The organism is Leifsonia lichenia, from assembly GCF_054780215.1.
In genome coordinates, this window is sequence record NZ_BAAGWT010000001.1 from 89183 (window position 1) to 114553 (window position 25371).

Here is a 25371-nt window from a genome sequence, read left to right on the forward strand (position 1 = left end):
CCGTGTCCTTCTGCCATTGTCGCGCATCTCCCGGTGCGCGCATCCAGCCAGTGCCACGGCGGTTTTGTTTCAGTTTTCGACAGCGCGTTGGCGCTCCGGACGATACCCGAGGACAGTTATCGCATGAGTGGCATTCACGCGCGACCTCTCGCCGACCTGCGCGAACGCAGGACCAGCATCAAGTGGCACCGGTTCCCCGCCGACGTCCTTCCGATGTCGGTGGCCGAGATGGACTTCGAGATCGCGCCCGCCGTCGCTCAGACCGCGATCGACCACCTGCTGCGCTCCGACACGGGCTACCTCGACTCCCCCGGTCCGCTGGCCGCGGCGTTCGCCGGGTTCGCCTCCGGCGCGTGGGGCTGGCACGTCGACGAGACCAGGGTGCACCTGGCCACGGATGTGACCGTCGGCGTCCTGGAGACCCTGCGGCTCGCCGTCCCCGGCGTGGGCGGTCGCGTCGTGCTCACCCCGCCGGTGTATGCGCCCTTCTACGAGATGGTCGGAGAGGCCCGCGCAGAGGCCGTCGAGGTGCCGCTGCGCGAGGACGACGGCTGGTCGCTCGACCTTCCCGCCATCGAGCGCGCCTTCGCCTCCGGGGTGGATGCGTTCCTCCTCTGCAACCCGCACAACCCCACCGGCCGCTCGCACAGCAGGGACAGCCTCGCGGAGCTCGCGCGGCTCGCCGCCCGGTACGACGTGCTCGTGGTGAGCGACGAGGTGCACGCTCCGCTCGCGCATCCTGGGTCTCCGTTCACGCCGTTCGCCGTTGCGTGTACCGGGGCGGGGGTCCGCTCCGTCACCGTGACCTCCGCCAGCAAGGGCTGGAACCTCGCAGCACTCAAGTGCGCCGTCGCCGTCGCGAACGACGCAGACTCCGCCGCCATGCTCACCCGTTTCCCGGAAGAGCTCGCCGCACGCACCAGCATCATCGGCCTTCACGCCAACATCGCCGCATTCGAGGCGCAGACCTGGCTGCACCAGACCATCGACCGCATCACCGACAACTACCGCCTGCTCGTCGGCGAGCTGCGCATCCACCTGCCGGAGGTGCGCGTGGTCGAGCCGGACGCCGGCTACCTGGTCTGGCTCGACCTCCGCGCCCTCGGCCTCGGAGACGACCCGGCCGCGACCCTGCTGGCAGACGCCAGGGTCGCCCTCAACTCCGGCCCCGCCTTCGGCCGGGGCGGCCGCGGTTTCGCCCGCATGAACATCGCCTGCGACCCCGCCACGATCACCGAGGCGGTCCGCCGCATCGCCGCCCTCGTCCAGCAGCGCACCCCCGCGCACGCCATCCCCACCCCCGCCTAGCTCCCCTACCTCCCCCCAACCGCTCCGCTCCCCCCAACCGCTCCGCTCCCCCCAACCGCTCCGCTCCGCTCCGCTCCGCTCCGCAGGAGAAATCGCCCGACCGCCCCCATTTCTCCGTCCGAACGGAGAAAATCGCGGCGTGTCGCCCGAAACCTCCTTCGCTAGCCCGCAGCCACCAGCCCGCGCTCGAGGTCTTCGATCACGTCGCGCACGCTCTCCAGCCCGATCGACAACCGCACGAGCCCCGGCGTGATGCCCGCGTCGGCCCGCTCCTGCTCGGTGAGCTTGGCGTGGATCGTGCTGCCCAGGTGGATCGCGAGCGTGCGGACGTCGCCGATGTGCGTCATGGGGCTGACCAGCTCCAGAGCATCGATGAACCGACGCGCCGCCGGCCGTCCGCCCGCGAGGTCGATGCTGACGATCGACCCCGGCCCGAGCGGCAGGTACTTCTGCGCCCGCTCGTGAAACGGGCTGGATGCGAGGCCAGGGTAGTGCACGGCCGCCAACTCGGGCCGTTCCTCCAGCCATTCCGCGATGGCCTGCGCGTTCTGCACGTGCCTGTCCATCCGCAGCGACAGGGTCTCGACGCCGTGCAGCAGAAGGAACGTGCTCGTCGGCGGCACCGTCGGCCCGTACTCCAGCACCGTCACCGTGCGCAGATAGCCGAGGTACGCCGCAGCACCGAAGCGCTCCACGAACGACGGGACGCCCGGCCTCGGCGCATCCACGAGGTGCGGGAAGCGTTCGGCGTTGGCCGCCCAGTCGAACGTGCCGGCGTCGATCACCGCTCCGCCGATCACGGCTCCGTGCCCTGCCAGCCACTTCGAGGTGGAGTGCACCACGATGTCGGCTCCCCACTGGATGGGGCGACAGAGATAGGGCGTCGCGACCGTGCTGTCCACCACGAGTGGAACTCCCGCGCCGTGCGCGATCCCGGCGAGCCGCTGCAGATCCACCACCTGGTTGAGCGGGTTCGGGATGGTCTCGGTGTAGATCGCGCGCGTGCGATCGGTGACCCGCGCCGCCCACTCCGCCTCGTCGGCGTCGTCGGGCACGTACTCCACGTCGAGCCCCTGCCGCTTGAGCGCTCCGCGGAACATCTCCCGCGTCCCCTCGTACAGCGACGAGGTGGCCAGGATGTGGTCGCCTGCGCGCGCGAGCGAGAACAGCGCGGCCGCGATGGCGGCCTGCCCGCTGGCGACGACGATGCCGTCGACGCCGCCCTCCAGGTCGGCGAGCCTGCGTCCGGCGACCGCGTTCGTCGGGTTCTCGTTGCGGGAGTACGCCCGCATCGCGCTGCGCCCGGCGAAGCGCTCCTCGCCGTCGTCGAAGTCCGAGAAGACGTACCCGGCGGTCTGGTAGATCGGCGTCACGCGCGCGCTGGTCTGCGCATCCACGATGGCGCCGGCGTGGATCTGCCTGGTCTCGAAGTCAGCCATGGAGCAACTGTACGAACCGCCGAGGGGATGCGCGTAGCCTCGCGCAACATTCGGTCGTACGGAGCAAGCTCGGGCGCCCGCGGCTCAGTCCGGGTCGCTCGGGTCCACCGGCGCGTGGTGGTCGAGGGCGACGACCCCGCGCTTCCAGTACCCGCTCGCCACGACCTGCTCCGCCGGAAGCCCCAGCTCGCGCCGCAGGTAGTGCCGCAACGGGATGAGCGCGCCCGCTTCTCCGGCGAGGAACACGAACGTGTCGCCGCCGATCGGTCCCAGCGCGCGCAGTGCAGCTTCGACACGGGATGCGCCGCCCGCCTCGCTCAGCCCGCCCGCCTCGCTCTCACCGCCCGCCTCGCTCTCACCGCCCGCCTCGCTCTGCCCGCCCGCCTCGCTCTGCCCGCCGGCCTCGGTCGCCCGGCTCAGCCACCGCGCATCCACTCGGCCGGCGACGGCGGCGGGCAGGTAGGCGGGCACGCTGTCGTCGGCCACGTCGAACAGCGCCGTGACCGGCACGGACGGGTCGACAGCGTCCAGCCACTTGGTCGCGGCAGGCAGCGCGGTCTCGTCGGCGACCAGGATCAACCACCCGATGCCTTCGGGGGCGAGCTGCGATCCGCGCGGCCCTCCGATGGCGACGACGTCGCCTGGTGTGGCGCGGGCCGCCCAGGCGGACGCTGGCCCTTCGTCGCCGTGCAGCACGAAGTCGATGTCGAGCTCTGCCGGGTTTCCGTCCACCGCGGGGCGGAAGGCGAGCGGCGTGTAGTCGCGGGCGATCGGCGTGCCGCTCTCCGGCGGACGGATGCCCTCCGGCGTGACAGAGGGCACCACGAGCATCCCGGACTGCTGATCGGGGAAGAACACCTTGACGTGGTCCGCCGGTCCTGCGCTCGTGAAGCCGTCGAGATCCTTCCCGCCGAACGTCACGCGGACGATGGACGGGACGATTCTGCTCACACGGCGGACGGTGACGTGGCGGACGGCGAACTCGTGCCGAAGGCGCTGACGAGCGAAGGGCATCTCCTGAGACTCCAGTCGACGGGGGGCGAACTGTTGATGAGGCCAACCTAACGCAGCCGACCTTCGCCTCGTTTCAGGCCACGCAGCGCAGCGCTCGACGGAGACCGATTCCCTCGAAAATCCCACAGGGCGCGCTGCGCGGTCCAGAATGTCTCCATGACCAGCTTGACCGTCATCGAGCGGTCGCCCGACCCCGACCTTCCCGAGTCAGGTGCCCGCCGCCCCACCATCGCCGACCGCATCCGCGCTCTGGGCCAGAACCGGATCGGCGCCCTTCTGCTGCTCCTGGCGACGGTCGTCGCGATCGTCTGGGTGAACGTGTCGTCCAGTTCGTACGACGCGCTGTGGGAGACGCACTTCACGGTCGGCGTGCAGGACATCCATCTGGACTTCACACTGCACGCGCTCGTCAACGACGCGCTCATGGCGATCTTCTTCTTCACGGTCGGGTTGGAGGTGCGGCGCGAGTTCGCGATCGGCGAGCTGACGAGCTGGTCGCGGGCCGTGATCCCTGTCGTGGCCGCTGTGGCGGGGCTCGTGATGCCCGCGCTCCTGTTCGTGCTGATCAGCGCAGGGTCCGGTCAGGAGCACGCCTGGGGCGTCGTCATCTCCACCGACACCGCATTCCTGGTCGGTGCACTCGCGCTGGTCGGCCCGCACGCGCCCGGCAGGCTCCGCGTCTTCCTGCTCGCCCTCGCGGTCGTCGACGACATCGGGGCGCTCAGCATCATCGCCCTCGTCTACACCGAGAACTTCAACCCGCTGCCGCTGATCGTCGCGGCGGTCTGCCTCGTCGGCGTCTTCTTCACGCGCTACCTGCGCGGCGGACGAGGGCCGGTGTATGCGGCGCTCGCCATCGTCGTCTGGTTCTCGTTCCTGGCGTCGGGCGTGCACCCCACCCTCGCCGGTGTCGCGATCGCCCTGCTCGTGCCTGTGTACCGCCCGAACCGCCGGGATGTGGAGCACGCCCTCGACCTCGCAAGGACGTTCCGGCAGTCGCCGAACACCGAGTACGCCAGGGCGGCGGCGAACAGCCTCCGCGAGTCGATCTCGATCAACGAGCGACTGCAGTCCGCGTACGCGCCCTATGTCGCCTACGTGATCCTGCCCTTGTTCGCCCTCGCGAACGCCGGTGTGCAGCTCAGCGGGGAGATCCTTGCCGCCGCCGTCACCTCACCGGTGAGCTGGGGCATCCTGATCGGCCTGGTCGGCGGCAAGTTCATCGGCGTCTTCGGGTCGAGCGCGCTCCTGCGCGCCTTCCGGATCGGCGACTTCGGCGCCGGTCTCTCGCTCGATCGGGTCGCCGGAGGGGCGGCGCTGTGCGGCATCGGGTTCACGATCTCGCTGTTCATCATCGACCTGGCGATCGACGACCCCGGCGTGCAGAACGAGGCCCGCGTGGCCGTGCTGACCGCATCCGTCGTCGCCTTCCTGCTCTCCACGCTCATCTTCCGGGTCTCGGATGCTCGCCACCCCGGCAAGGAGAGCGGCCGCGTCCTCGCGCGGCCCGTCGACCCGCGCAGGGACCACATCTACGGCAGGGCGGATGCTCCGTACACGCTGGTGGAGTACGGCGACTTCCAGTGCGGCTTCTGCTTGAAGGCCACCGGCTCGGTCGAGGAGGTGCGGCGGGAGATCGGCGACCAGCTCCGCTACGTCTGGCGTCACGCTCCGCTCACCCGCTACCACCCGAACGCGCAGGCCGCGGCGGAGGCGTCCGAGGCCGCCTCCCTCCAGGGCCGTTTCTTCGACTTCGAGCGCAGCCTGTTCGCCGACCAGGAGCACCAGCTCCCCTCCGACATCATGAAACGCGCAGCAGACCTCGGCCTCGACGTTGAACGCTTCGAGTCCGACCTCAACTCCGCCGAGGTCGCCGCCCGCGTGCGCGACGACATGCTGGATGCGGAGGCGATGGACATCACCGCGGTGCCGACGTTCTTCGTCAACGGCCGCCGCCACGTCGGCCCGTACGACGCCCAGTCGCTGATCCGCGCCCTGGAAGCGACGGCACCAGGAGCGGCGACGGCACCAGGAGCGACGGCGTCAGAAGCGACGGCGCCGGGCACGACGGCACCCATTCCGAAACCCCACTGAGAGAGCCGGCCACGGGACTCGAACCCGTAACCCCCGCTTTACAAGAGCGGTGCGCTACCAATTGCGCCAGGCCGGCAGTCGACGGTCGCCCGTCGTCGGCACCATCCTAAGGGATCGTGCACGTCTGGTTCGTCAGCCTGCGCTGGGGCTCGGCGTCGGCGTCGCGGTCGACGAGTACTGGTCGCCCTGGGCCTGCAGCACGAACGCCTTGAAGTCGGCGGCGCTGGTGAGCGAGCCCGTGTACTGCTTGCCGTTGACGAGCACCAGCAGTGCGTTCGTCATCTTCTTGACCGTCGAGTTCGGGATGGGGCCGCTCAGCGCGCGGTCGCTCGCTGTCGTCGCCCAGGTCTTGAAGCGGCCGTCGTCGATGCAGGACGAGATCTCGCTCGTCTTGCCGGCGCCGGCGTCGCTCACGCGCTTCTTGATCTGCGCGTCCGTCAGGCCGGGGCCGCCCTCCTTGGGCTGGCTCATGAACATCGTCGCGTTGAACTTCCAGAACGCGTTCGGGGAGTAGTTCGCCACGCACGCGGCGGCGTTGGCCGCTCGCAGCGAGTACTTCGTGCCCGCCGAATGGCTGGTGTAGATGGCGACCGGGTGCACTTCCATCGTCACAGCGCCGTTCTTGACGAGCGGTTCGAGCTGCTTGAGGTTGGTGCGCTGGAAGTCGCCGCAGAGCGAGCAGAGGTAGTCCGCATACACGCGGATGTCGACCACGCTGCCGCTCGGGTCAGGGGTGGATGGGATCGGCTTGGCGTCGGCCGCGAGAGCCGGAGTGGGCGTCACCTTGAGGCCGGAGCCGATGAGCACGCCGTCGCTCGCCATGTTCTTCGGGCCGGGGACGGTGGGCCGGATCGCACTCACGATGATGAGCGCCACGACCGTGACGACCGCGAGCACGCCGATCACGATTCCGCCGGTCAGGAGCGTCTTGTTCCTGCGATCCTTCCGCTGCTGCGTCGTGCGCAACTGGCGGGCCTTCTCCCTGGCTGCCTCGCGCCGCTCGTTGGCAGGGCGGCTGTCGTCGGGACCGTCGGTCATGGATGTCACTTTCAAGGGATCGCTAGGGGGTACTGCGCTTCGGGTGCAGTGTTCGGCTTCGCGTGCGCTGCACGCAACCGGACGATCGTAATTCGGCAGTCTGGGAATCGCCCAGACGCCTGCTGAACGCGCGCGGAACCCGGAGGTTCGCGTGTGGTCACGACGCCGTCGCCGATGTCATACTATGGGGTCGTGGCACCGTCGCCTCAGGATGACAGTTCCACCTACCCATTCACAACGGATCGTCCGGCACGTACCTGCCGGTGAAGGAGTAAGAAAGAAATGGCGTCAGTCACCTATGACAAGGCAACCCGTCTGTACCCGGGTTCCAACCGCCCTGCAGTGGATGCACTCGACCTCGAGATCGCCGATGGCGAGTTCCTCGTTCTGGTCGGCCCCTCCGGCTGCGGCAAGTCCACCTCGCTGCGAATGCTCGCCGGCCTCGAAGAGGTCAACGACGGCAACATCTTCATCGGCGAGCGCAACGTCACCGACGTTCCGCCGAAGGACCGCGACATCGCGATGGTGTTCCAGAACTACGCTCTCTACCCACACATGACCGTCGCGGAGAACATGGGCTTCGCGCTCAAGATCGCCGGCGTCAACAAGGACGAGCGCGCATCCCGTGTGCTCGAGGCCGCCAAGCTGCTCGACCTGGAGCCCTACCTCGGCCGCAAGCCGAAGGCGCTCTCCGGTGGTCAGCGTCAGCGCGTCGCGATGGGCCGCGCGATCGTCCGCAGCCCTCAGGTGTTCCTCATGGACGAGCCGCTGTCGAACCTCGACGCCAAGCTCCGCGTCCAGACCCGCACGCAGATCGCGTCGCTCACCCGCCGCCTCGGCGTCACCACGGTCTACGTCACGCACGACCAGACCGAGGCGCTGACCATGGGTGACCGCATCGCGGTCCTCAAGGACGGCGTCCTGCAGCAGGTCGGCACCCCGCGCGACCTTTACGCCCAGCCGAACAACGTGTTCGTCGCCGGCTTCATCGGAAGCCCGGCCATGAACCTGTTCTCGGCCGACGTCACCGACGGCGGTGTCAAGTTCGGCACCTCGGTCGTCCCGATCGAGCGCGAGGTTCTCGCGAACGCCGGTTCGGCCGTCACCATCGGTGTCCGCCCCGAGGACGTCGTGGTCTCCACCGCCGAGAACACCGGCCTCAAGGTCACGGTCGACCTGGTCGAGGAGCTCGGCGCAGACGGCTACCTCTACGGTCACTCGGAGATCGACGGCAAGCGCACCGACATCGTCGGTCGTGTCGACGGTCGTATGCACCCCAACGCGGGCGACACCGTCTACATCACCCCGAAGCCCGGCCACGTCCACGCCTTCCACGCGGAGAGCGGCGAGCGCCTCGGCGGTGCGGTCGTCGACTGAGGTCGCAACGCAACCTGACAGTGCCGCAGTCCTTCACGGACTGCGGCACTGTCTTTTTCCCGCTCTTCTCCCCCGCTGCTCGTTCCCCGCCTCCAGCGCTTCCACCCGCATCCGATAGGTTTTCATCATGGCAGGCTCCCTCAACATCACCGCGGCGACCGTCGATCCCGCCCTCCTCGACCTCCCCTGGAACCTTCCACTCGATGAGTGGACGAGCGAGCACATCGCCGTCCTTCCGAAGGGCATCTCGCGCCACCTCGTCCGCTTCGCGAACCTGTCCGGTTACGTCATCGCCATCAAGGAGACGACGGCGGAGATGGCCACGCGCGAGTACGAGATGCTGCGCACGCTGCAGCGCGTGGACATCCCGTGCGTCGACCCCGTCGCGGTGATCAAGAACCGCACGGACGACGAAGGCGATCCGCTGAAGGCCGTGCTGGTCACCCGTCACCTCAAGTTCTCGCTCCCCTACCGTGCGCTGTTCTCGCAGACCCTGCGCCCCGACACCGCGACCAGGCTGGTGGATGCGCTGGCCGTGCTGCTCGTGCGCCTGCACATCGTCGGCTTCTTCTGGGGCGACGTGTCGCTGTCAAACACGCTGTTCCGCCGCGACGCCGGTGCGTTCGCCGCCTATCTGGTGGATGCGGAGACCGGCCAGCTCTACGACGGCGGCCTCTCCAACGGCCAGCGCGAGAACGACCTGGAGATCGCCCGCGTCAACATCGCCGGTGAACTGATGGATCTCGAAGCCGGCGGCCGCGTCGACGAGGAGCTCGACCCGATCAAGGTCTCCAACGGCATCGTCGCCGCGTACCGGTCGCTCTGGAAGGAGCTCACCGGCAGCGAGTCGTTCAAGTCGTCGGAGCGGTGGCGCATCAACCAGCGGGTCGACCGCCTCAACGATCTCGGTTTCGACATCGAGGAGCTCGCGATCAAGACCTCCGACCAGGGAACCACCGTGCGCATCCAGCCGAAGGTGGTGGATGCGGGCCACCACCAGCGCAGGCTGCTGCGCCTCACCGGCCTCGACACCGGCGAGAACCAGGCCCGCCGCCTTCTGAACGACCTGGATTCGTACTCGGCGACCCTCGGCAAGCAGGGCCTCGACGAGGAGGCGATGGCGCACGAGTGGCTGATGCGCGTCTTCGAGCCTGTCGTGCGCGCGATCCCCGCCGACCTCAAGGGCAAGCTGGAACCCGCGGAGGTCTTCCACCAGCTCTTGGAGCACCGCTGGTTCATGTCTCAGGCCGAGGGCCGGGATGTGCCGCTCGCCGAGGCGCTGACGTCGTACATCAACGACATCCTCCGCCACCGCCGCGACGAGGCCACAGTGATCGCCCCACCCACCGAGACGATCAGCATCCCGATCCTTGCCTCGGAGACGGGCACCGGCGACACCGACGACGACGCGGACGACTGGCGCAGCAAGGTCTGACCCCGCTCCACGCACGAGATGCCAGTAACGGCGCCGATTCCGGTTGAATTCGGCGCCGTTCCTGGCATCTCGCCCGTTCGCGGGCTACTTCGTGCCGGCCTCGGCGCGCAGCTTCGCGATCTCGTAGAGGGTGACGCTGGTGGCGATGCCCGCGTTCAGCGACTCGGTGGTCGCCGTGATCGGGATGGACACGATCGCATCACAGGTCTCGGTGACGAGACGCGACAGGCCCTTGCCCTCGCTGCCGACGACGATCACCACGGGCCGGTCGGCGAACGACAGGCCGGGCAGGGACACGTCGCCGCCGCCGTCGAGCCCGAGCACGAAGACGCCGGCCTCCTTGAACGCCTTGAGCGTCTGGGTGAGGTTGGCCGCCATCGCGACGGGCGTGCGCGCCGCGGCGCCGGCGGATGTCTTCCACGCGGATGCGGTCATGCCGACCGATCGACGCTGCGGGACGATGACGCCCTGCCCGCCGAACGCCGCGGTCGAGCGGATGATCGCCCCGAGGTTGCGCGGATCGGTGATGCCGTCGAGAGCGACGAAAAGCGGCGTCTGCCCCTTGCGGATGGTGAGGTCGAGCAGGTCGGACGGGTGCGCGTACTCGTACGGCGGGACCTTGAGGGCGACACCCTGGTGCACGGAGTCGCGACCGGCCAGCCGATCGAGCTCCGGACGCATGACCTCGAGGATCGGGAGTCCGCGGCCGGTGGCGATCGACAGGATCTCCTTCACCCGCTCGTCCATCTCGACGCGTGCCGCGATGTAGAGGGTGCTGGCCGGGATGTGCGCGCGCAGCGCTTCGACGACCGAGTTGCGGCCGGTGACGATCTCGCTCTCGTCTCCGGACTTGGCACGGCGAGCAGCGCCGGACGCACCGCGGGGAGCTGTGTCCCCGCGCCCGCGGCCCTGGCCCGAGCCCTGCCCGCGGCTCTCGCCCGGCTTGCCGCGACCGCCGGCGGCGACGTAGCGCTCGCGCGCCGCCTTCGCCTTTCCGGCGGGGTGGTACGGCCGGTCCTCCGCCTTCGGCGTCGGCTTCTTGCCTTCGAGAGCCTGACGACCCTGGCCGCCAGAGCCCACCTGGGGACCCTTGCGGCTCTTCCTCACAGCCCCGGCGCGGGGCTTTCCACCCGAGTTCTTCATGATTCGATGCTCCAATGCGACCCCGTCTGGGTGTCTTCGATGGTGATTCCCGCGCTCGTCAGTTCGTCGCGGATGCGGTCTGCTGCCGCAAAGTCTTTCGCCTGCCTGGCCGCCTGCCTGTCGGCGAGCAACCGCTCGACCAACTGAGCGAGCGCGGCGTCCGCCGCAGACGACCCTGCCGTGTTCCAGTGCGGGGACAACGGATTGATGCCCAGCACCTCCGCCATCGCGAGCGCGTGCCCGCGTGCGGCGGCGGCGGCTTCCAAGTCTTCCGCATCCAGCGCCGCGTTTCCTGAACGCACCGTGTCGTGCAGCACGGCGATGGCCTGAGGGACGGCGAGATCGTCGTCCATCGCCTCAGCGAAGGCGTCGGGGACGGTCTCGACGCCGCTGCCGGCGAACCGCGTTCCCGCGAGGCGCCGGTCGACGCGCTCGAAGAAGCCGGAGATGCGCTCGAGCGCCGCCTCCGCCTCTTCCAGCGATCCGTCGTGGAAATCGATGGTGGACCGGTAGTGAGCAGCCCCGAGGTAGTACCGGACCACCAGAGGGCGCGCGGCTCCCAGCAGGTCGGCCGCGTAGACCGAGTTGCCGAGCGACTTGCTCATCTTCTGGCCGTTCACGTTCACCAGGCCGTTGTGCACCCAGTAGTTGGCGAACGCATCCCCCGCCGCCGTGGACTGGGCGATCTCGTTCTCGTGGTGCGGGAAGCGCAGGTCGAGACCTCCGCCGTGGATGTCGAACTGCGGCCCGAGGTAGCGACGCGACATGGCGGAGCACTCGATGTGCCAGCCGGGGCGGCCGTCTCCCCAGGGAGACGGGAAGGCAGCGGACTCCGGCTCATCGGCCTTGCGCCCCTTCCACAGCGCGAAGTCTCGCGGATCGCGTTTGTCGCGGGGGTCGGCGTCTGCCGCCGCCTCCATGTTGTCGATGCTCTGCCGGGTGAGCTCCCCGTATGCAGGCCAGCTCTTCACGTCGAAGTAGACGTCGCCGGAGCCGTCCGCCGCAGCGTACGCGTGGCCGCGCTCGATCAGCCGGGCGATGATCTCCTGCATCTGCGGGATGCTCGCGGTCGCCCGCGGCTCGTACGTGGGCGCCTGCACGCCCAGCGCCGTATACCCCGCGGTGAATTCGAGCTCGAACCGGTACGCGAGCGCCCACCACTCCTCCGCGCTCCCCGACTCGCGGGCGGCAGCGGCGTTGATGAGGATCTTGTCGTCGATGTCGGTGACGTTGCGCACCAGTGTCACGGTGTAGCCGCGGTAGGTCAGCCAGCGTCGCAACTGGTCGTAGACGAGAGCGGAGCGCAGGTGGCCGATGTGCGGCGACGACTGCACAGTGGGTCCGCAGACGTAGATCCCCACTTCGCCGTCGCGGAGGGGGATGAAGTCGCGAAGGGCACCGGCCTTCGTGTCGTAGAGTCGCACAGTCACGGCATACAGCCTACGGGCCGTGCCGCGCGGCTGCCGCGCGAGCGATCGAACATGTCGACAACTCGTCAGAACTGCGGGCTGTGGAGAACCAGGGCGGTCGCGAACGCAGCGATGCCATCACCGCGCCCGGTGAAGCCCAGGCCGTCCGTCGTCGTGGCCGACACGGACACCGGCGCGCCGAGGATGCCGCCGAGCACGGCCTCCGCCTCCTCGCGCCGCGGGGCGAACTTCGGCCGGTTGCCGACGAGCTGCACCGACACGTTCCCGATCCGGAATCCCGCCTGCTCGACGAGCCGCCTGGTCTCGGTCAGGAACACCGCGCCGTGCGTGCCGACGAACCGCGGGTCGCTCGTGCCGAACACCCCGCCGATGTCGCCGAGCCCTGCGGCGGCGAGCAGGGCGTCCGTGATCGCGTGCGCGACCGCATCCCCGTCGCTGTGTCCTGCCAGCCCTGCCTCGCCCGGCCAGTGCAGTCCGGCAAGCCAGAGTTCTGCGTCCTGGTCGAAGGCGTGCGTGTCCGTGCCGAAGCCGACGCGTGGCACGGCCTGCGAGACGCCGGAGACAAGCTCCTCCGCGCGGCGGAGGTCCCAGGGCGTCGTGATCTTGAACGCCCGCGCATCCCCCGGAATGACGGAGACGGCACGACCGGATGCGGCAACCAGTCCTGCGTCGTCCGTCTCGTCCGACTCGGCGGCGGCGTATGCGGCCTCCAGGTCGGCGCGGGGAAATCCCTGCGGCGTCTGGACGGCGGAGAGCACAGAGCGATCGACCGTCTCGTGGATCTCGCCGTCCGCGCCGACGCGTTTGATCGTGTCGCTGACCGGCAGGCCGGGCACGACACCGTGGCCACGGGCATCCACCGCTGCGGCGACAGCGTCGAAGAGCGACGACGGTGTGAGCGCGCGCGCGGCGTCGTGCACGAGCACCACCGCGACGGCGTCGTCGAGCGCTGCGATCCCGGATGCGACGGACTGCTGACGCGTTGCACCACCCGACACGACGGTCACGGGCGCGCCGAACGCACCGGAGGCGAGCTCTGCAGCCTCGGAGACGAGTTCTTCGGGCGCGACGACGACGACCTGCGCCTGCTCTCGCATACCCGCGACGGCATGAACCGACCGCTCGAGAAGAGTCGAGCCCCCGAGAGCCACGAAGGCTTTCGGGAGCTCTGCACCCAGACGCGTGCCAGTGCCGGCGGCGACGATCACCACCGCGAGGCGCGGCGACACTTAGGAGGCCAGGACCTCGTCGAGCAGGCTCGATGCCTTCTCGTCGTCGGTCTTCTCGGCGAGCGCGAGCTCGGAGATCAGGATCTGACGAGCCTTCGCGAGCATCCGCTTCTCACCGGCGGACAGGCCGCGGTCCTGGTCGCGGCGCCACAGGTCGCGGACGACCTCGGAAACCTTGATGACGTCGCCGGAGGCGAGCTTCTCAAGGTTCGCCTTGTAGCGGCGGGACCAGTTGGTGGGCTCCTCGGTGAACGGAGCGCGCAGCACCTCGAACACGCGGTCGAGGCCCTCTTTACCGATGACGTCGCGGACGCCGACCAGGTCGACGTTCTCAGCGGGCACCTCGATCGTGAGGTCGCCCTGAGTCACATTGAGCTTGAGGTACAGCTTCTCTTCACCCTTGATGATTCTCTTCTTGACTTCGGTGATAGTCGCAGCACCGTGGTGGGGGTAAACGACGGTTTCGCCAACCTCGAAAAGCATAGATTGATGTCCCTTCAGCAACTACTAGGATACCACATGAGGCACATGCTAAGGTTCGCCTTCGCGCGCCTGAGCGCCCGTGCGCATACGCTAAACTCGAACAGCATTCCGCTTTCTCACACGGCGCATTCGCAGGCCGAGCGGAACGATCTGGAGGGTCATTCAGTGAAAGCTCGTGTCGCAGCGTCCATCGCCCTTGCTCTGGCGGTCGCGTTCGGAACGGCGGGTTGCGGCTTCATCGCACCGCAGGCCACCACGAAGCACTACGACGCCAGTGACGGGGTGAGCGGCAACGTCGGCGAGATCGACGTTCGCAACGCCATCATCATCACGGACGCGAAAGACGGCACCGTCGGCAACCTGGTCGTCACCCTCGTCAACAACGACTCCAAGAGCATCGACCTCTCCATCCAGGGCGGCGACCAGGGCGCGGCGACCGCGCAGGTCACGGTCAAGCCCGGTCAGGTCAAGCAGCTCGGCAGCCACCCGCAGTCCAGCTCCAGCAGCAACGTCTTCTTCGCCAACTTCGACGGCAAGCCGGGCTCGCTCTACAACGTCTTCTTCCAGTACGGAGACGAGACCGGCGTCAACCTCAAGGTTCCCGTGCTCGACGGCGCCCTGCCCGAGTACCGCGACCTGGTGCCGCCGACCATCCTGCCGGCCGCCAAGTAGCCCCACACGAACAATCGACTCCGAACTTCTTCACGCGACGCGCAGAGCGAAGTGTGAACAGGTTCGGAGTCGATTGCGTTTCTACGCGTTGAAGCGGTAGCCGAGCCCGCGCACGGTGACCAGCATCGACGGTTCCGACGGGCTCTCCTCGATCCGCGACCGGATGCGCTTGATGTGCACATCCAGCGTCTTGGTGTCCCCGAAGTAGTCGCTCCCCCACACCCGGTCGATCAACTGGCCACGCGTCAGCACCCGTCCCGCGTTGCGCAGCAGCAGCTCCAGCAGCTCGAATTCCTTCAGCGGCATGGAGATCTCCGAGCCGTTCACCTGCACGGTGTGCCTGTCCACATCCATCCGCACGGAACCGGCTTCGAGGATGGCGTCGTCGATCGCCTCCTCCGCCTCCACCCTGCGCCGCAGCACGGCCCGGATGCGCGCGAGCAGCTCACGGGAGGAGTACGGCTTGGTCACGTAGTCGTCCGCGCCGAGCTCGAGCCCCACGACGATATCGACCTCGGAGTCCTTCGCCGTGAGCATGATGATCGGCACCGACGAGCGGGTGCGGATCTCCCTGCACACCTCGGTTCCCGGGATGCCGGGAAGCATCAGGTCGAGGAGGACGAGGTCCGCCCCTCCCTTGTCGAACTCGGCGAGCGCTGTCGGCCCGTCCTCTGCGACCGTCACGTCGTAGCCTTCGCGCTTCAGAAGGTAGGCGAGCGGCTCGCTCAGAGCGGCTTCATCCTCGACGAGCAGGATGGATGTCACGTTGGTTCTCCTATCGGGGGACGAACAGTGGATGCTTCCGGCAGCCGGATGGTGAACGTCGAGCCGCGACCGGGCTGCGACCAGACGCGCACCTCGCCACCGTGGTTCTGCACGGCGTGCTTGACGATCGCGAGGCCGAGGCCGGTTCCTCCCGTGTTGCGGGAGCGGGCCTGGTCGACGCGGAAGAAGCGTTCGAACACGCGGTCGAGGTCGTCCTCCGGGATTCCCTCGCCCTGGTCGGTGACCGCGATCTCGACGACGCCGTCGACCACGCGCACGCCGACGCCGATGCGCGAGTCGTCCGGCGAGTACTGGATCGCGTTGGAGATGAGGTTGTGCACGGCCGTCACCAGGAGGGGTTCGTTGCCGATCACTTCGGCCGCCTTGTCCCCGCGCACCGCGAGCTCGATGCCGCGGGTCTCGGCGGCGACCCTGTTCTGATCCACGGCGGCGCCGACCACGGAGCGCGCGCTGATCCGCTCGGCGTTGCCGATCGCATCCGTCGCCTGCAGCCTGCTCAGCTCGATGATGTCCTGGGTGATCCTGGCGAGCCGGTGCGCCTCCTGGGTGAGCCTGTGGGCGAAGCGGCGCACCTGATCCGGGTCGTCCGACGCCCCGTCCAGCGCCTCTGCCAGCAGGCCGACGGCGCCGATCGGCGTCTTGAGCTCGTGGCTGATGTTTGCGACGAAGTCGCGCCTCACCGTCTCCAGCCGGAACGACTCCGTCCGGTCCTCGGCGAGCAGCAGCACGTAGCGTGCGCCGAGCCTGGCGACGCGCACGCTCAGGTGGATGTTCGCATCGCCGAACGGGCCGCGAGCGAGTTCGCAGTCCTCGGTGATCGGATCGCCGGTGCGGCGCACCCTGTCGACCAGCTCCACCAGGTGGGGGTGCACGAGGGCGCCGTTCCAGACCAGCCCGATCGCGTGCGCGCCCGGGGACGCCTTGATGACGTTGTTCGACGGGTCGAGCACGACACCGGCCGATTCCAGCGCATCCAGCACCTGATCGACACCGTCGGGAACGCTCGGGCTCACCACCTGCACGGCGTGATCGCCCCGTCTCGCGGCGATGTGCAGGATCCACACGAATCCGGCGCCGACCACGAGGCCGAGTGCCAGAGACAGCAGCACCAACCAGGCGGAGTCCATGAGGCAAGCGTATGGGATGCGCAAACCGGGCAATGCACTCAATGCGTCTCGACCCGCGTGTTTTCGCGGGTACTTTAGACAGTGTTCAGGCTGGCGGCACCAACCGTTAACCTGACGAAGGGAACATGCTCACGAGGTCAGAAGACCTCGCATCCCGCGTGCGTGCGCACGCCAGGAAGGACCACACCCCATGCGCGAAGTATTCCAGCAGGAGCTGGCGGAAGTTCAGGACCGTCTCGTCGAGATCGCGGAACTCGTCGTCGTCTCCATCCAGAATGCGACGCAGGCGTTCAACAACTCCGATGTCAGCCTCGCAGAGGATGTCATCGCCAACGACAACAAGATCGACGAGCTCACCGTGCTCCTCGACGAGCTGTCCATCCAGATCCTCGCCCGCCAGCAGCCGGTCGCCCGCGACCTCCGCATCGTCGTGAGCGCGCTGCGCATCAGCGCGTCGCTGGAGCGGATGGGCGACATGGCGGAGCACATCGCGCAGCTTGCGCGCTACCGCTTCCCGGACAAGGTCGTTCCGAAGAGCCTGCGCTCGACCTTCGCCGAGATGGGCAGGCTCGACGTGCTGATCGCGCAGAAGCTCGCCGAGCTGCTGCGCACGCAGGACCTCGCGCTGGCCGATGAGATCCGCAACGAGGACGACCAGATCGACGAGCTGCACGTCAGCGTCTTCGACAAGGTGCTCGGCGAGACCTGGAAGGGCCAGGCCGTCGACACAGTGGATGCGACCCTCGCCTCGCGCTACCACGAGCGCTTCGCAGACCACGCCGTCTCCATCGCCAAGAAGGTCCAGTACCTCGGCACCGGCGACTGGGCCCCCGAGCTCGCCTCCTAGCCGACTCCCCCGGCCCCAACGCCATCGAGCCCAGGGTTCTTCACCTCAAGACCGCGTCTTAAGGTGAAGAATCCTGGGCTCGATTGCTTACTTCTTGCCCTGGGCGGCCACGGCGGCGGCGCCTGCTGCGGCGGCCTCCGGGTCGAGGTACGCGGCGGGGGCGATCGGACGGAAGTCGTCGTCGAGCTGGTACACGAGCGGGATGCCGGTCGGGATGTTCAGCTCGGCGATGTCGTCGTCCGAGATGCCGTCGAGGTGCTTGACCAGGGCGCGCAGCGAGTTGCCGTGCGCGGTCACGAGCACCGTCTTGCCCGCGGCGAGATCCTTCGTGATGTCGGACTCCCAGTACGGGAGCATCCTGTCGATGACGTCCTTCAGGCATTCGGTGCGCGGCAGGTCGGCGCCGAGGCCCGCATAGCGCGGGTCGTGAGCCTGCGACCACTCGCTGTCGTCGTCGAGCGGCGGCGGCGGCACGTCGAACGAGCGACGCCAGAGCTGGAACTGCTCCGGACCGTACTTCTCCAGCGTCTCCGCCTTGTCGAGGCCCTGCAGCGCACCGTAGTGGCGCTCGTTGAGGCGCCACGACCGCTTGACGTCGATCCAGAGCCTGTCGGCGACCTCGAGGGCGAGGTTCGCGGTCTGGATCGCGCGGGTGAGCACGGAGGTGTAGAGGACGTCGGGGTGCAGACCGGATTCGGACAGCAGCGCTCCAGCTCGCTTGGCTTCTGCGACGCCCTGCTCGCTGAGGCGGACATCCACCCAGCCGGTGAACAGGTTCTTCTGGTTCCACTCGCTGTTGCCGTGGCGGAGGAGGATCAAAGTGTGAGGCGCGGACATGCTTCCTAATCTATCGCCTCGCGTTTGGCAGACTGGACGCATGGCATCCGGCGCGATCGGCACGGTCACCCGTGGCACGACCAACACGAACAGGCTGCGCCGCGTCGACCGCTGGATCGCGACGCTTCCCGTCCTGCGCCGCACCGCCGACCCGCTGGTGGTCGACCTCGGCTACGGGGCGAGCGGCGTCACAGCGTTGGAGCTGCACCAGCGGCTGGCCAAGGCGCGACGGGATGTGGAGGTCATCGGCCTCGAGATCGAGCCAGGCCGCGTCGCCACAGCGCGTTCGCAGCTCGAGGCCGTCCGGGCCGGAGGCACGGCCTTCGCACCGGATGCGCGGATCGGCTTCGCGCTCGGCGGCTTCGAGGTTCCGCTTCCCGACGGCAGGCTGGCCGCGGTGATCCGCGCATCCAATGTGCTGCGCCAGTACGACGAGGCGGAGGTCGTGCCCGCCTGGCGGCGGCTGGTCGCCCGGCTGCAGCCGCACGGCGTGGTCATCGACGGCACCTGCGACGAGATCGGCCGTGTCTCGGCGTGGGTCGACGTCACCGCGGACGGGCCGCAGCACCTCAGCATCTCGCTGCGGCTCGCCGGACTGGACGCCCCGTCGATCGTGGCGGAGCGCCTGCCGAAGGTCCTCATCCATCGCAACGTGCCAGGCGAGCCGGTGCACCGGCTCATGCTCGACCTCGATCGGCTGTGGCGCATCCACTCGCCGCTGGCGGCGTACGGGCCGACGCAGCGCTGGATCGCCGTGGCACAGGGGATGCGCGACGCCGGCTGGCCGGTGCGCGGCGGCCGCACCCGCTGGCGGCTCGGCGAGCTCACCATCGACTGGGCGGCCGTCGAGCCGCGCGGCTTCTCCTGGTAGCGGCTAGGAACGCGGCTGGCGCGTGACGGCTCCGAGCCGGGGCAGCCGAGGCACATTGGCCTCGGCGCCTGCCTCGGGCGGGACCACGATCTCCTGCGCGGCCGCCACGGCGGTGCCGTCCGCATCCACCACCAGGGTCGCGTCGGCGGGCGTCGACCGCTTCACGACGGCGAGCGCGATCGGCCCCAGCTCGTAGTGCAGCGCGGACGACGTCACCGCCCCCACATCCTTGCCGTCGAACGAGACGGCAGCACCCCGCTCGGGATGCACGCCCTCCGATCCGTCGAGGTGCAGCATCACGAGCCGGCGAGGCGGGTGACCGAGGTTGTGCACCTTCGCCACCGTCTCCTGACCGCGATAGCAGCCCTTGGTGAGATGCACCGCGGTGCGCAGCCAGTCGAGCTCGTGCGGAATGGTCTTCTCGTCCACCTCGGTGGAGAACCGCGGACGCCAGGCGGCGATGCGGAGCGCGTCTGCCGCCAGAGTGCCGGCGGCGGGGAACTCGCCCGCCGACACCCGGGAGACGATGGAGGGAAGCGCATCGCGGGGCACCAGGCGCTCGCTCCACGTCCAGGAAGCCCCGGGATGCTCGCCATGCGCGTACTGGTGGCCGCCAGGCGTGACGGCGTGCCACGGGTCGTGCCAGATCAGCGGGACGCCGTTCGGGGCGGCGATCGGCAGCGCTGGATCCCCCAGCGTGCCGATGGTCGCGAGGTCGGCGGTGCGGTCGGCGAGTTCGACGCGGAGCATGAAGCGCATCCTGTCGAGCCAGGCGAGAAGACCGTCTGCCTCTGCGCGGTCGACGAGAAGCCAGAGCGTCTCGCCGTCCTCGATCAGGCGGACGGCGTGCTCCAGCCTGCCGGTGACGTCGAGCAGCAGGGTCTCCGACGATTCGCCCGGCGCGAGCCCGAGCAGGCTCTGGCTGGTCAGCGAGTTGAGCCAGCTCAGCCGGTCCGGGCCGGTGATCGTCAGCACGGCGCGATCGGACAGGTCGACGATCGCGCGACCCTCCGCGAGGGCGCGCTGCTCGACGAGCGGGTTGCCGTAGTGCGATGGGACGCCGGACTCCGACGTGTCGACGGCGCCGGGAAGCGACAGGAACGGCGAGGAGGACATCACTCCGCCTTCGCGAGGCGGGCGGATGCGTGCGTGCGCAGCTCCTGACCGAGCGCGGCGATGTCCCACGCCCACAGCAGGTGGGCGTCGACGAGGCCGTAGAGGCGTGTGGCCGCCGTGTAGTCCTTGGCGCCCGCTGTGCGGACGACCGCATCCGTCGCCAGGTCGATGCGCGGGCCGTTGACCTGACCGAGGTAGAGCTCGCTCACGCCGTCCGGGTGGATGATCGACACGTCGATGTCGAAGCCGCCGTGCGAGTTGCGGAGCGTCTCGACCGACTGGGCGGTGGAGAACGGCTGTGCGCCCTGGCCGGGCAGCATCGCCGGCCCGGAGTCGCCCTCGACGAGCGTGCGGCTGAGCCGCCAGTATCCGGTCTCCGCAGCGAGCGGCGTGCTGTCCTCGTCGAGCACCCACGAGGTGGACGAGTAGTTGAGGTACGGCTGACCGTCGTGGCTGAAGCTCACGCGCTGGCCGAATTCGAGCTGGGTGTGGTCGTCTCCGACCGCGTAGTCGAGCACACCGGTGCCCTCCCACACTCCGATCAACCAGGAGAGCGGAACCAGTTCGGCGGGCAGATCGGTCGGGATCTCGATCATGGGAGTCGCGAAGCGCTTAGCGCTGGCCCCGGAACAGGTTGTAGACGACGACGACCGAGACTCCGGCGATGGCGAGCGATGCCAGACCGAGGAGTCCGACGAAGAAGAGTTCGAGGGCAACCAGCATGGTCTCAGTCTAGTCAGTGTGCGTGGGCTGTCGCGACGGCCGGGCGCGCGCGACCGCCTACTGCGTGGCCGCGACGATGCCGAGGACGACCCCGAAGATCCCCAGGATGACGAACGACCCGGTCACGGTGGCGGCGAGCCTGTTCACGAAGCCCTCCTTCTGCTGCGTGGCGAGCTGGGCGATCAGCCCGAGCAGCACGCAGGCGGCGAGCGCCAGAGACAGCCAGGAGGCGTAGCGGTCGACGGGCGAAATCGCGGCGATCAGCACGGCGAAGACGAGGGCGAGCAGCCAGACGGCGCCGATGCTCCCGTAGCGGACGCCGGGAGAGAGCGTCGCATCGCCGTCGAAGGCTGCGGCCGGACCCCTGTTGCTGTCGCTCACCCCACCATTGTGCCCTGAACCGCCGGGAAAGGGTTCACACGCATTTCCGGTAGCATTGCCGCACAGCACGTTCAGGAGGCTTGAGTGGCGCAGTTGTTGATACTCACCTCTGCGCCAGACGCGGAGGTGCTCCCCTCCCTCGCGCTCCTCAGCCATCGCACCAGGCAGATCCCCGCTGAGCCGGCGTCGCTCGTCAACGCGCCCAGTTGCGACCTGATCTTCGTGGATGCGCGGCGTGACCTCGCCAGCGCCAAGTCGCTCTGCAAGATCCTCACCACCACCGGCATCACCGTGCCGCTGCTGCTGGTCCTGACAGAGGGCGGCCTCACCGCGGTCAGCGCGGATTGGGGCGTCAACGACGTCGTGCTGGAGACCGCGGGCCCGGCGGAGGTGGATGCGCGCATCCGGCTGGCGATCGGCCGGCAGACCCAGGAGCACGCGCAGACCAAGATCCAGGCGTCCGGCGTCACCATCGACGAGGCGAGCTACTCCGCCAAGGCGCACGGCCGTCAGCTCGACCTGACCTTCAAGGAGTTCGAGCTGCTGCGGTTCTTCGCGACCCATCCGTCTCGCGTGTTCACCCGAGAGCAGTTGCTCAGCGAGGTCTGGGGCTACGACTACTTCGGCGGCACGCGCACGGTGGACGTGCACGTGCGGAGGCTGCGCGCCAAGCTCGGCGACCTGGAGTCGCTGATCGGCACGGTGCGCAACGTCGGCTATCGCTTCAACGTGTACGAAGAGGACAACGACCGGCTTCCGTCGTCGGTCCGGTCCTGACCTCATCCGCTCCCTGCACAGGGTCCGTTTATCCACAGTTAACCTGCTGCGGTGCCGCCGCTGTGCACACGGTGCAATGATGTTGGGATGGACGGCGAGCGCACCACACTGGAGAACGGCCTTTTGGACAGCGGGCTGAGCGGCAGCTTCGGCAGCGACTTCGACGACGACTTCACCCCGTTCGTCTACGAGCCGGATCCCGACCTGCCGGAGGACCGGTATCTCGACAGGGAACTGAGCTGGCTGGCGTTCAACCAGCGCGTGCTCGAACTGGCGGAAGACCCGACGCTGCCCGTTCTGGAGCGCGCGAACTTCCTCGCCATCTTCGCCACGAACCTCGACGAGTTCTTCATGGTGCGCGTGGCCGGCCTGAAGCGCCGCATCGCGACCGGGCTCGCCGTGCCGACCAACGTCGGCCGGGCGCCGGTGGACGTACTCGCCGACATCTCGGAGAAGGCGCACGAACTGCAGTCGCGGCACGCCGCCGTCTACCGCGACCAGGTCCTCCCCGCGCTCGAAGAGGCCGGGATCACCGTCGCCAAGTGGGACGAGCTCGACGACGCCGACAAGGCGCAGATGCGCGAGATCTTCTCGCAGCAGATCTTCCCCGTGCTGATGCCGCTGGCCGTCGACCCCGCCCACCCGTTCCCGTACATCTCCGGGCTGTCGCTCAACCTTTCGGTTCGGGTACGCAACTCCCGCACCGGCAAGGAGCAGTTCGCCCGCCTCAAGGTGCCGCAGATGCTGCCGCGTTTCGTACGCATCGACCAGCGCGAGACGGTCGACCAGATGCGCTTCATCGCGCTCGAAGACCTCATCGCCAACCACCTGGGCGACCTCTTCCCCGGCATGGAGATCCTCGACCACCACGTCTTCCGCGTCACCCGCAACGAAGACGTCGAGGTCGACGAAGACGAGACGGAGAACCTCATCCAGGCGCTGGAGCGCGAACTGCTCCGCCGCCGTTTCGGTCCGCCGATCCGGCTCGAGGTGACCGAGGACATGGACCAGGTCACGCTGGGCCTGCTCGTGCGCGAACTCGACGTGACAGAGCAGGAGGTCTACCGCCTCCCGTCGCCGCTCGATCTCGGTGGCCTGTTCGTGCTCGCCAAGATCGACAGGCCGGATCTGCACTACCCCAACCACGTACCGACCACCGCGGCTCAGCTCATGCCGAGCGAGCCGAACGCGAAGCCGGACATCTTCTCCGCCATCGCCAGGCAGGACATCCTGCTGCACCACCCATACGAATCCTTCGCCACGAGCGTGCAGGCGTTCCTCGAGCAGGCCGCTGCCGACCCGCACGTGCTCGCGATCAAGCAGACGCTGTACCGCACCTCGGGTGACAGCCCCATCGTCGAGGCCCTGATCGACGCGGCGGAGTCCGGCAAGCAGGTGCTCGCCCTGGTCGAGATCAAAGCGCGCTTCGACGAGCAGAACAACATCTCCTGGGCCCGCAAGCTCGAGAAGGCCGGCGTCCACGTCGTCTACGGTCTCGTCGGGCTCAAGACGCACTGCAAGCTCGCGCTCGTCATCCGCGAGGAGAAGGGCATCCTCAAGCACTACAGCCACATCGGCACGGGCAACTACAACCCCAAGACCTCGCGCATCTACGAAGACCTGGGACTGCTGACCGCCGACGACCAGGTGGGCAAAGACCTCACCAGGCTGTTCAACGAGCTGTCCGGCTACGCGATCGAGAAGAAGTTCAAGCGCCTGCTGGTCGCCCCGCTTCACCTGCGGAAGGGGCTGCTCAAGCGCATCCAGATCGAGACGGCGAACGCTGCGGCCGGAAAGCCGTCCGGGATCCGGATCAAGCTGAACTCCATCGTGGACGAGGCGATCATCGACGCGCTGTACCGCGCGAGCGAGGCCGGCGTTCCCGTCGACCTGTGGGTTCGAGGCATCTGCGGGCTCCGGCCCGGCCAGGAGGGTCTGTCGTCGAACATCCGGGTGCGCTCGATCCTCGGCCGCTACCTGGAGCACTCGCGCATCTTCTCCTTCGTGAACGATGGCGACCCGCAGGTCTACATCGGCAGCGCCGACATGATGCACCGCAACCTCGACCGTCGTGTCGAAGCGCTGGTGCGTCTCACCGACCCTGCGCACCTCTCCGAACTGGATGCGTTGTTCAACCGTGCGTTCGACGACCGCACCTCGGCGTGGGCGCTCGACGAGAGCGGCACCTGGACCCGCCACAACCTCGACGACGCAGGCCAGCCCCTCGACGACCTGCAGAATAAGCTCATGCAGCAGATCAGCCATCGTCCACGTTCCACCCGCACGGGCTCGAGGCGGTGAGCGCGGCCATTTTCGCCGCGGGCGCCCTCTGCTGGCGCGTCGTGGACGAGAAGATCGTGATGCTCGTCGTCCACCGAGCCAAGTACGGCGACGTCACCATCCCCAAGGGCAAGGTGGATCCCGGCGAGACCCTGCCGCAGACCGCGGTGCGGGAGATCGAGGAGGAGACGGGGCTGCGCGTCGCGCTCGGCGTGCCGCTCGGCGTCTCGACATACCCGATCGCCAGCGGCCGCGAGAAGATCGTGCACTACTGGGCGGCCGAGGTCAGAGACAAGGCCATCGCGCAGTCCACCTTCGTCCCCAATTCGGAGATCGCCGCCATCGAGTGGGTCACACTCAAGAAGGCGCGCGGGTACCTCACCTACGAGCGCGACGTCGAGATCCTCGACGAGTTCGAGAAGCTGGTGCGGCAGGGAGTCACGTCGACATTCGCTCTGATCGCCCTCCGGCACGGCAAGGCGGCGCCGCGAGGCGACTGGGACGGCTCTGACGCCTCGCGTCCGCTCACCGATCGCGGGGTCAAGCAGGCCTGCTCCGACGTCCCGACCATCTCGGCCTGGCGTCCGAAGCGCATCGTGACGAGCGACGCCGTCCGCTGCGTCGCGACGGTCGCGCCGCTCGCCGCCTCCACCGGCATCAAGCCGCGCCGCGAGCCCGGCATCAGCCAGGACGCCTACGAGGACGGCCGGGCAGAGGTGCGCGACGTCATCGGCAAACGGGTGCGCTCCCGCAAGACCGCCGTGCTGTGCAGCCACGGCCCCGTGCTCCCGGAGATCATGCGCGAAATCGCCCTCGCAACCGGCACGATGCCCGGCGCCTACCTCAACGATGCCGCCGACCTCGACACCGGCGGTTTCTCGATCGTGCATCTGTCCGCCAGCAACCCCGCATCCGGAATCATCTCCATCGAGACGTACGCGCCCGTCGCGTGACGGGCGCGTAC

The 25371-nt window shown here is 68.5% G+C and carries 23 protein-coding genes and 1 tRNA gene; 10 read left to right on the plus strand and 14 right to left on the minus strand.

Annotated features, from left to right (window positions below; genetic code table 11):
* Nucleotides 1–123: 123 nt before the first annotated feature.
* Entirely contained in the window at nucleotides 124–1308 is a 1185-nt protein-coding gene (locus ACYVGI_RS00455; protein ID WP_460630722.1) for a MalY/PatB family protein, read from the plus strand.
* A 161-nt stretch (nucleotides 1309–1469) separates the two neighbouring features.
* Here ACYVGI_RS00455 and ACYVGI_RS00460 read toward each other — a convergent pair whose 3' ends face one another.
* Nucleotides 1470–2747 (minus strand): O-acetylhomoserine aminocarboxypropyltransferase/cysteine synthase family protein, encoded by a 1278-nt coding sequence (locus ACYVGI_RS00460; protein WP_460630723.1) that lies wholly within the window; start codon nucleotides 2745–2747, stop codon nucleotides 1470–1472.
* An 84-nt stretch (nucleotides 2748–2831) separates the two neighbouring features.
* Entirely contained in the window at nucleotides 2832–3698 is an 867-nt protein-coding gene (locus ACYVGI_RS00465; RefSeq protein WP_460630724.1) for a siderophore-interacting protein, read from the minus strand.
* A 219-nt stretch (nucleotides 3699–3917) separates the two neighbouring features.
* Here ACYVGI_RS00465 and nhaA point away from each other — a divergent pair, with 219 nt between their 5' ends.
* Entirely contained in the window at nucleotides 3918–5855 is a 1938-nt protein-coding gene (nhaA, locus tag ACYVGI_RS00470) for a Na+/H+ antiporter NhaA (protein WP_460630725.1), read from the plus strand.
* 3 nt (nucleotides 5856–5858) lie between these two features.
* Here the strand turns inward: nhaA and ACYVGI_RS00475 are convergent.
* Both ACYVGI_RS00475 and ACYVGI_RS00480 read right to left on the minus strand, forming a co-directional pair.
* Nucleotides 5859–5931, minus strand: a tRNA-Thr gene (locus ACYVGI_RS00475).
* A 56-nt stretch (nucleotides 5932–5987) separates the two neighbouring features.
* Nucleotides 5988–6893 carry a DsbA family protein gene (locus ACYVGI_RS00480; RefSeq protein ID WP_460630726.1) on the minus strand — a complete coding sequence of 302 codons (906 nt, stop codon included), beginning with the start codon at nucleotides 6891–6893 and terminating at the stop codon, nucleotides 5988–5990.
* Between the two features lie 282 nt (nucleotides 6894–7175).
* Here ACYVGI_RS00480 and ACYVGI_RS00485 point away from each other — a divergent pair, with 282 nt between their 5' ends.
* Together ACYVGI_RS00485 and ACYVGI_RS00490 are read left to right on the plus strand one after the other, a co-directional pair.
* The gene (locus ACYVGI_RS00485) at nucleotides 7176–8270 is read left to right on the plus strand and encodes an ABC transporter ATP-binding protein (RefSeq protein ID WP_055895106.1); all 1095 of its coding nucleotides are present in this window, start codon (nucleotides 7176–7178) and stop codon (nucleotides 8268–8270) included.
* 127 nt (nucleotides 8271–8397) lie between these two features.
* Nucleotides 8398–9705 carry a DUF4032 domain-containing protein gene (locus tag ACYVGI_RS00490; RefSeq protein ID WP_460630727.1) on the plus strand — a complete coding sequence of 436 codons (1308 nt, stop codon included), beginning with the start codon at nucleotides 8398–8400 and terminating at the stop codon, nucleotides 9703–9705.
* Nucleotides 9706–9789: 84 nt separating this feature from the next.
* Here the strand turns inward: ACYVGI_RS00490 and rlmB are convergent, their stop codons facing one another.
* The 4 genes from rlmB to ACYVGI_RS00510 all read right to left on the minus strand — a co-directional run bounded on the left by rlmB (nucleotide 9790) and on the right by ACYVGI_RS00510 (nucleotide 13990).
* The gene (rlmB, locus tag ACYVGI_RS00495) at nucleotides 9790–10848 is read right to left on the minus strand and encodes a 23S rRNA (guanosine(2251)-2'-O)-methyltransferase RlmB (RefSeq protein ID WP_460630728.1); all 1059 of its coding nucleotides are present in this window, start codon (nucleotides 10846–10848) and stop codon (nucleotides 9790–9792) included.
* Nucleotides 10845–12278 (minus strand): cysteine--tRNA ligase, encoded by a 1434-nt coding sequence (gene cysS, locus ACYVGI_RS00500; protein WP_460630729.1) that lies wholly within the window; start codon nucleotides 12276–12278, stop codon nucleotides 10845–10847. The genes rlmB and cysS overlap by 4 nt, the downstream gene beginning before the upstream one ends.
* 65 nt (nucleotides 12279–12343) lie before the next feature.
* A complete protein-coding gene (gene ispD, locus ACYVGI_RS00505) occupies nucleotides 12344–13507 on the minus strand; it encodes a 2-C-methyl-D-erythritol 4-phosphate cytidylyltransferase (RefSeq protein WP_460630730.1) in 1164 nt (387 codons plus the stop codon).
* Nucleotides 13508–13990: a CarD family transcriptional regulator gene (locus ACYVGI_RS00510; protein WP_021763858.1), complete on the minus strand. Its 483-nt coding sequence runs from the start codon at nucleotides 13988–13990 to the stop codon at nucleotides 13508–13510.
* Between the two features lie 165 nt (nucleotides 13991–14155).
* Here ACYVGI_RS00510 and ACYVGI_RS00515 point away from each other — a divergent pair, with 165 nt between their 5' ends.
* A complete protein-coding gene (locus ACYVGI_RS00515; protein ID WP_460630731.1) occupies nucleotides 14156–14662 on the plus strand; it encodes a hypothetical protein in 507 nt (168 codons plus the stop codon).
* Between the two features lie 81 nt (nucleotides 14663–14743).
* Here the strand turns inward: ACYVGI_RS00515 and ACYVGI_RS00520 are convergent, their stop codons facing one another.
* Together ACYVGI_RS00520 and ACYVGI_RS00525 are read right to left on the minus strand one after the other, a co-directional pair.
* Nucleotides 14744–15427, minus strand: a complete 684-nt coding sequence (locus ACYVGI_RS00520) for a response regulator (RefSeq protein WP_460630732.1) — start codon at nucleotides 15425–15427, stop codon at nucleotides 14744–14746.
* On the minus strand, nucleotides 15424–16575 hold the full coding sequence (locus tag ACYVGI_RS00525; protein ID WP_460630733.1) for a sensor histidine kinase: 1152 nt from the start codon (nucleotides 16573–16575) through the stop codon (nucleotides 15424–15426). Before ACYVGI_RS00525 ends, ACYVGI_RS00520 begins: the two co-directional genes overlap by 4 nt.
* 190 nt (nucleotides 16576–16765) lie before the next feature.
* Here ACYVGI_RS00525 and phoU point away from each other — a divergent pair, with 190 nt between their 5' ends.
* On the plus strand, nucleotides 16766–17422 hold the full coding sequence (gene phoU / locus ACYVGI_RS00530) for a phosphate signaling complex protein PhoU (RefSeq protein WP_460630734.1): 657 nt from the start codon (nucleotides 16766–16768) through the stop codon (nucleotides 17420–17422).
* An 87-nt stretch (nucleotides 17423–17509) separates the two neighbouring features.
* Here the strand turns inward: phoU and ACYVGI_RS00535 are convergent, their stop codons facing one another.
* Nucleotides 17510–18259 carry a phosphoglyceromutase gene (locus ACYVGI_RS00535; protein ID WP_460630735.1) on the minus strand — a complete coding sequence of 250 codons (750 nt, stop codon included), beginning with the start codon at nucleotides 18257–18259 and terminating at the stop codon, nucleotides 17510–17512.
* A 40-nt stretch (nucleotides 18260–18299) separates the two neighbouring features.
* Between ACYVGI_RS00535 and ACYVGI_RS00540 the strand changes: the two genes are divergently transcribed.
* Nucleotides 18300–19130 (plus strand): class I SAM-dependent methyltransferase, encoded by an 831-nt coding sequence (locus ACYVGI_RS00540; RefSeq protein WP_460630736.1) that lies wholly within the window; start codon nucleotides 18300–18302, stop codon nucleotides 19128–19130.
* Between the two features lie 3 nt (nucleotides 19131–19133).
* Here ACYVGI_RS00540 and ygfZ read toward each other — a convergent pair whose 3' ends face one another.
* The 3 genes from ygfZ to ACYVGI_RS00555 form a co-directional block, all read right to left on the minus strand.
* Entirely contained in the window at nucleotides 19134–20246 is a 1113-nt protein-coding gene (gene ygfZ, locus ACYVGI_RS00545; RefSeq protein WP_460630737.1) for a CAF17-like 4Fe-4S cluster assembly/insertion protein YgfZ, read from the minus strand.
* On the minus strand, nucleotides 20246–20842 hold the full coding sequence (locus ACYVGI_RS00550; RefSeq protein ID WP_460630738.1) for a nitrobindin family protein: 597 nt from the start codon (nucleotides 20840–20842) through the stop codon (nucleotides 20246–20248). Before ACYVGI_RS00550 ends, ygfZ begins: the two co-directional genes overlap by 1 nt.
* Nucleotides 20843–21026: 184 nt before the next feature.
* Nucleotides 21027–21350 (minus strand): hypothetical protein, encoded by a 324-nt coding sequence (locus ACYVGI_RS00555; RefSeq protein WP_460630739.1) that lies wholly within the window; start codon nucleotides 21348–21350, stop codon nucleotides 21027–21029.
* Nucleotides 21351–21434: 84 nt separating this feature from the next.
* On the opposite strand from ACYVGI_RS00555, the gene ACYVGI_RS00560 reads away from it, so the two are divergent.
* The 3 genes from ACYVGI_RS00560 (at nucleotide 21435) to ACYVGI_RS00570 (ending at nucleotide 25360) form a co-directional block, all read left to right on the plus strand.
* The gene (locus ACYVGI_RS00560) at nucleotides 21435–22127 is read left to right on the plus strand and encodes a response regulator transcription factor (protein ID WP_460630740.1); all 693 of its coding nucleotides are present in this window, start codon (nucleotides 21435–21437) and stop codon (nucleotides 22125–22127) included.
* An 87-nt stretch (nucleotides 22128–22214) separates the two neighbouring features.
* Nucleotides 22215–24428, plus strand: coding sequence for an RNA degradosome polyphosphate kinase (locus tag ACYVGI_RS00565; RefSeq protein ID WP_460630741.1), 2214 nt, complete (start codon nucleotides 22215–22217; stop codon nucleotides 24426–24428).
* Nucleotides 24425–25360: an NUDIX hydrolase gene (locus ACYVGI_RS00570; protein ID WP_460630742.1), complete on the plus strand. Its 936-nt coding sequence runs from the start codon at nucleotides 24425–24427 to the stop codon at nucleotides 25358–25360. Before ACYVGI_RS00565 ends, ACYVGI_RS00570 begins: the two co-directional genes overlap by 4 nt.
* The last annotated feature ends 11 nt before the right edge of the window (nucleotides 25361–25371 follow it).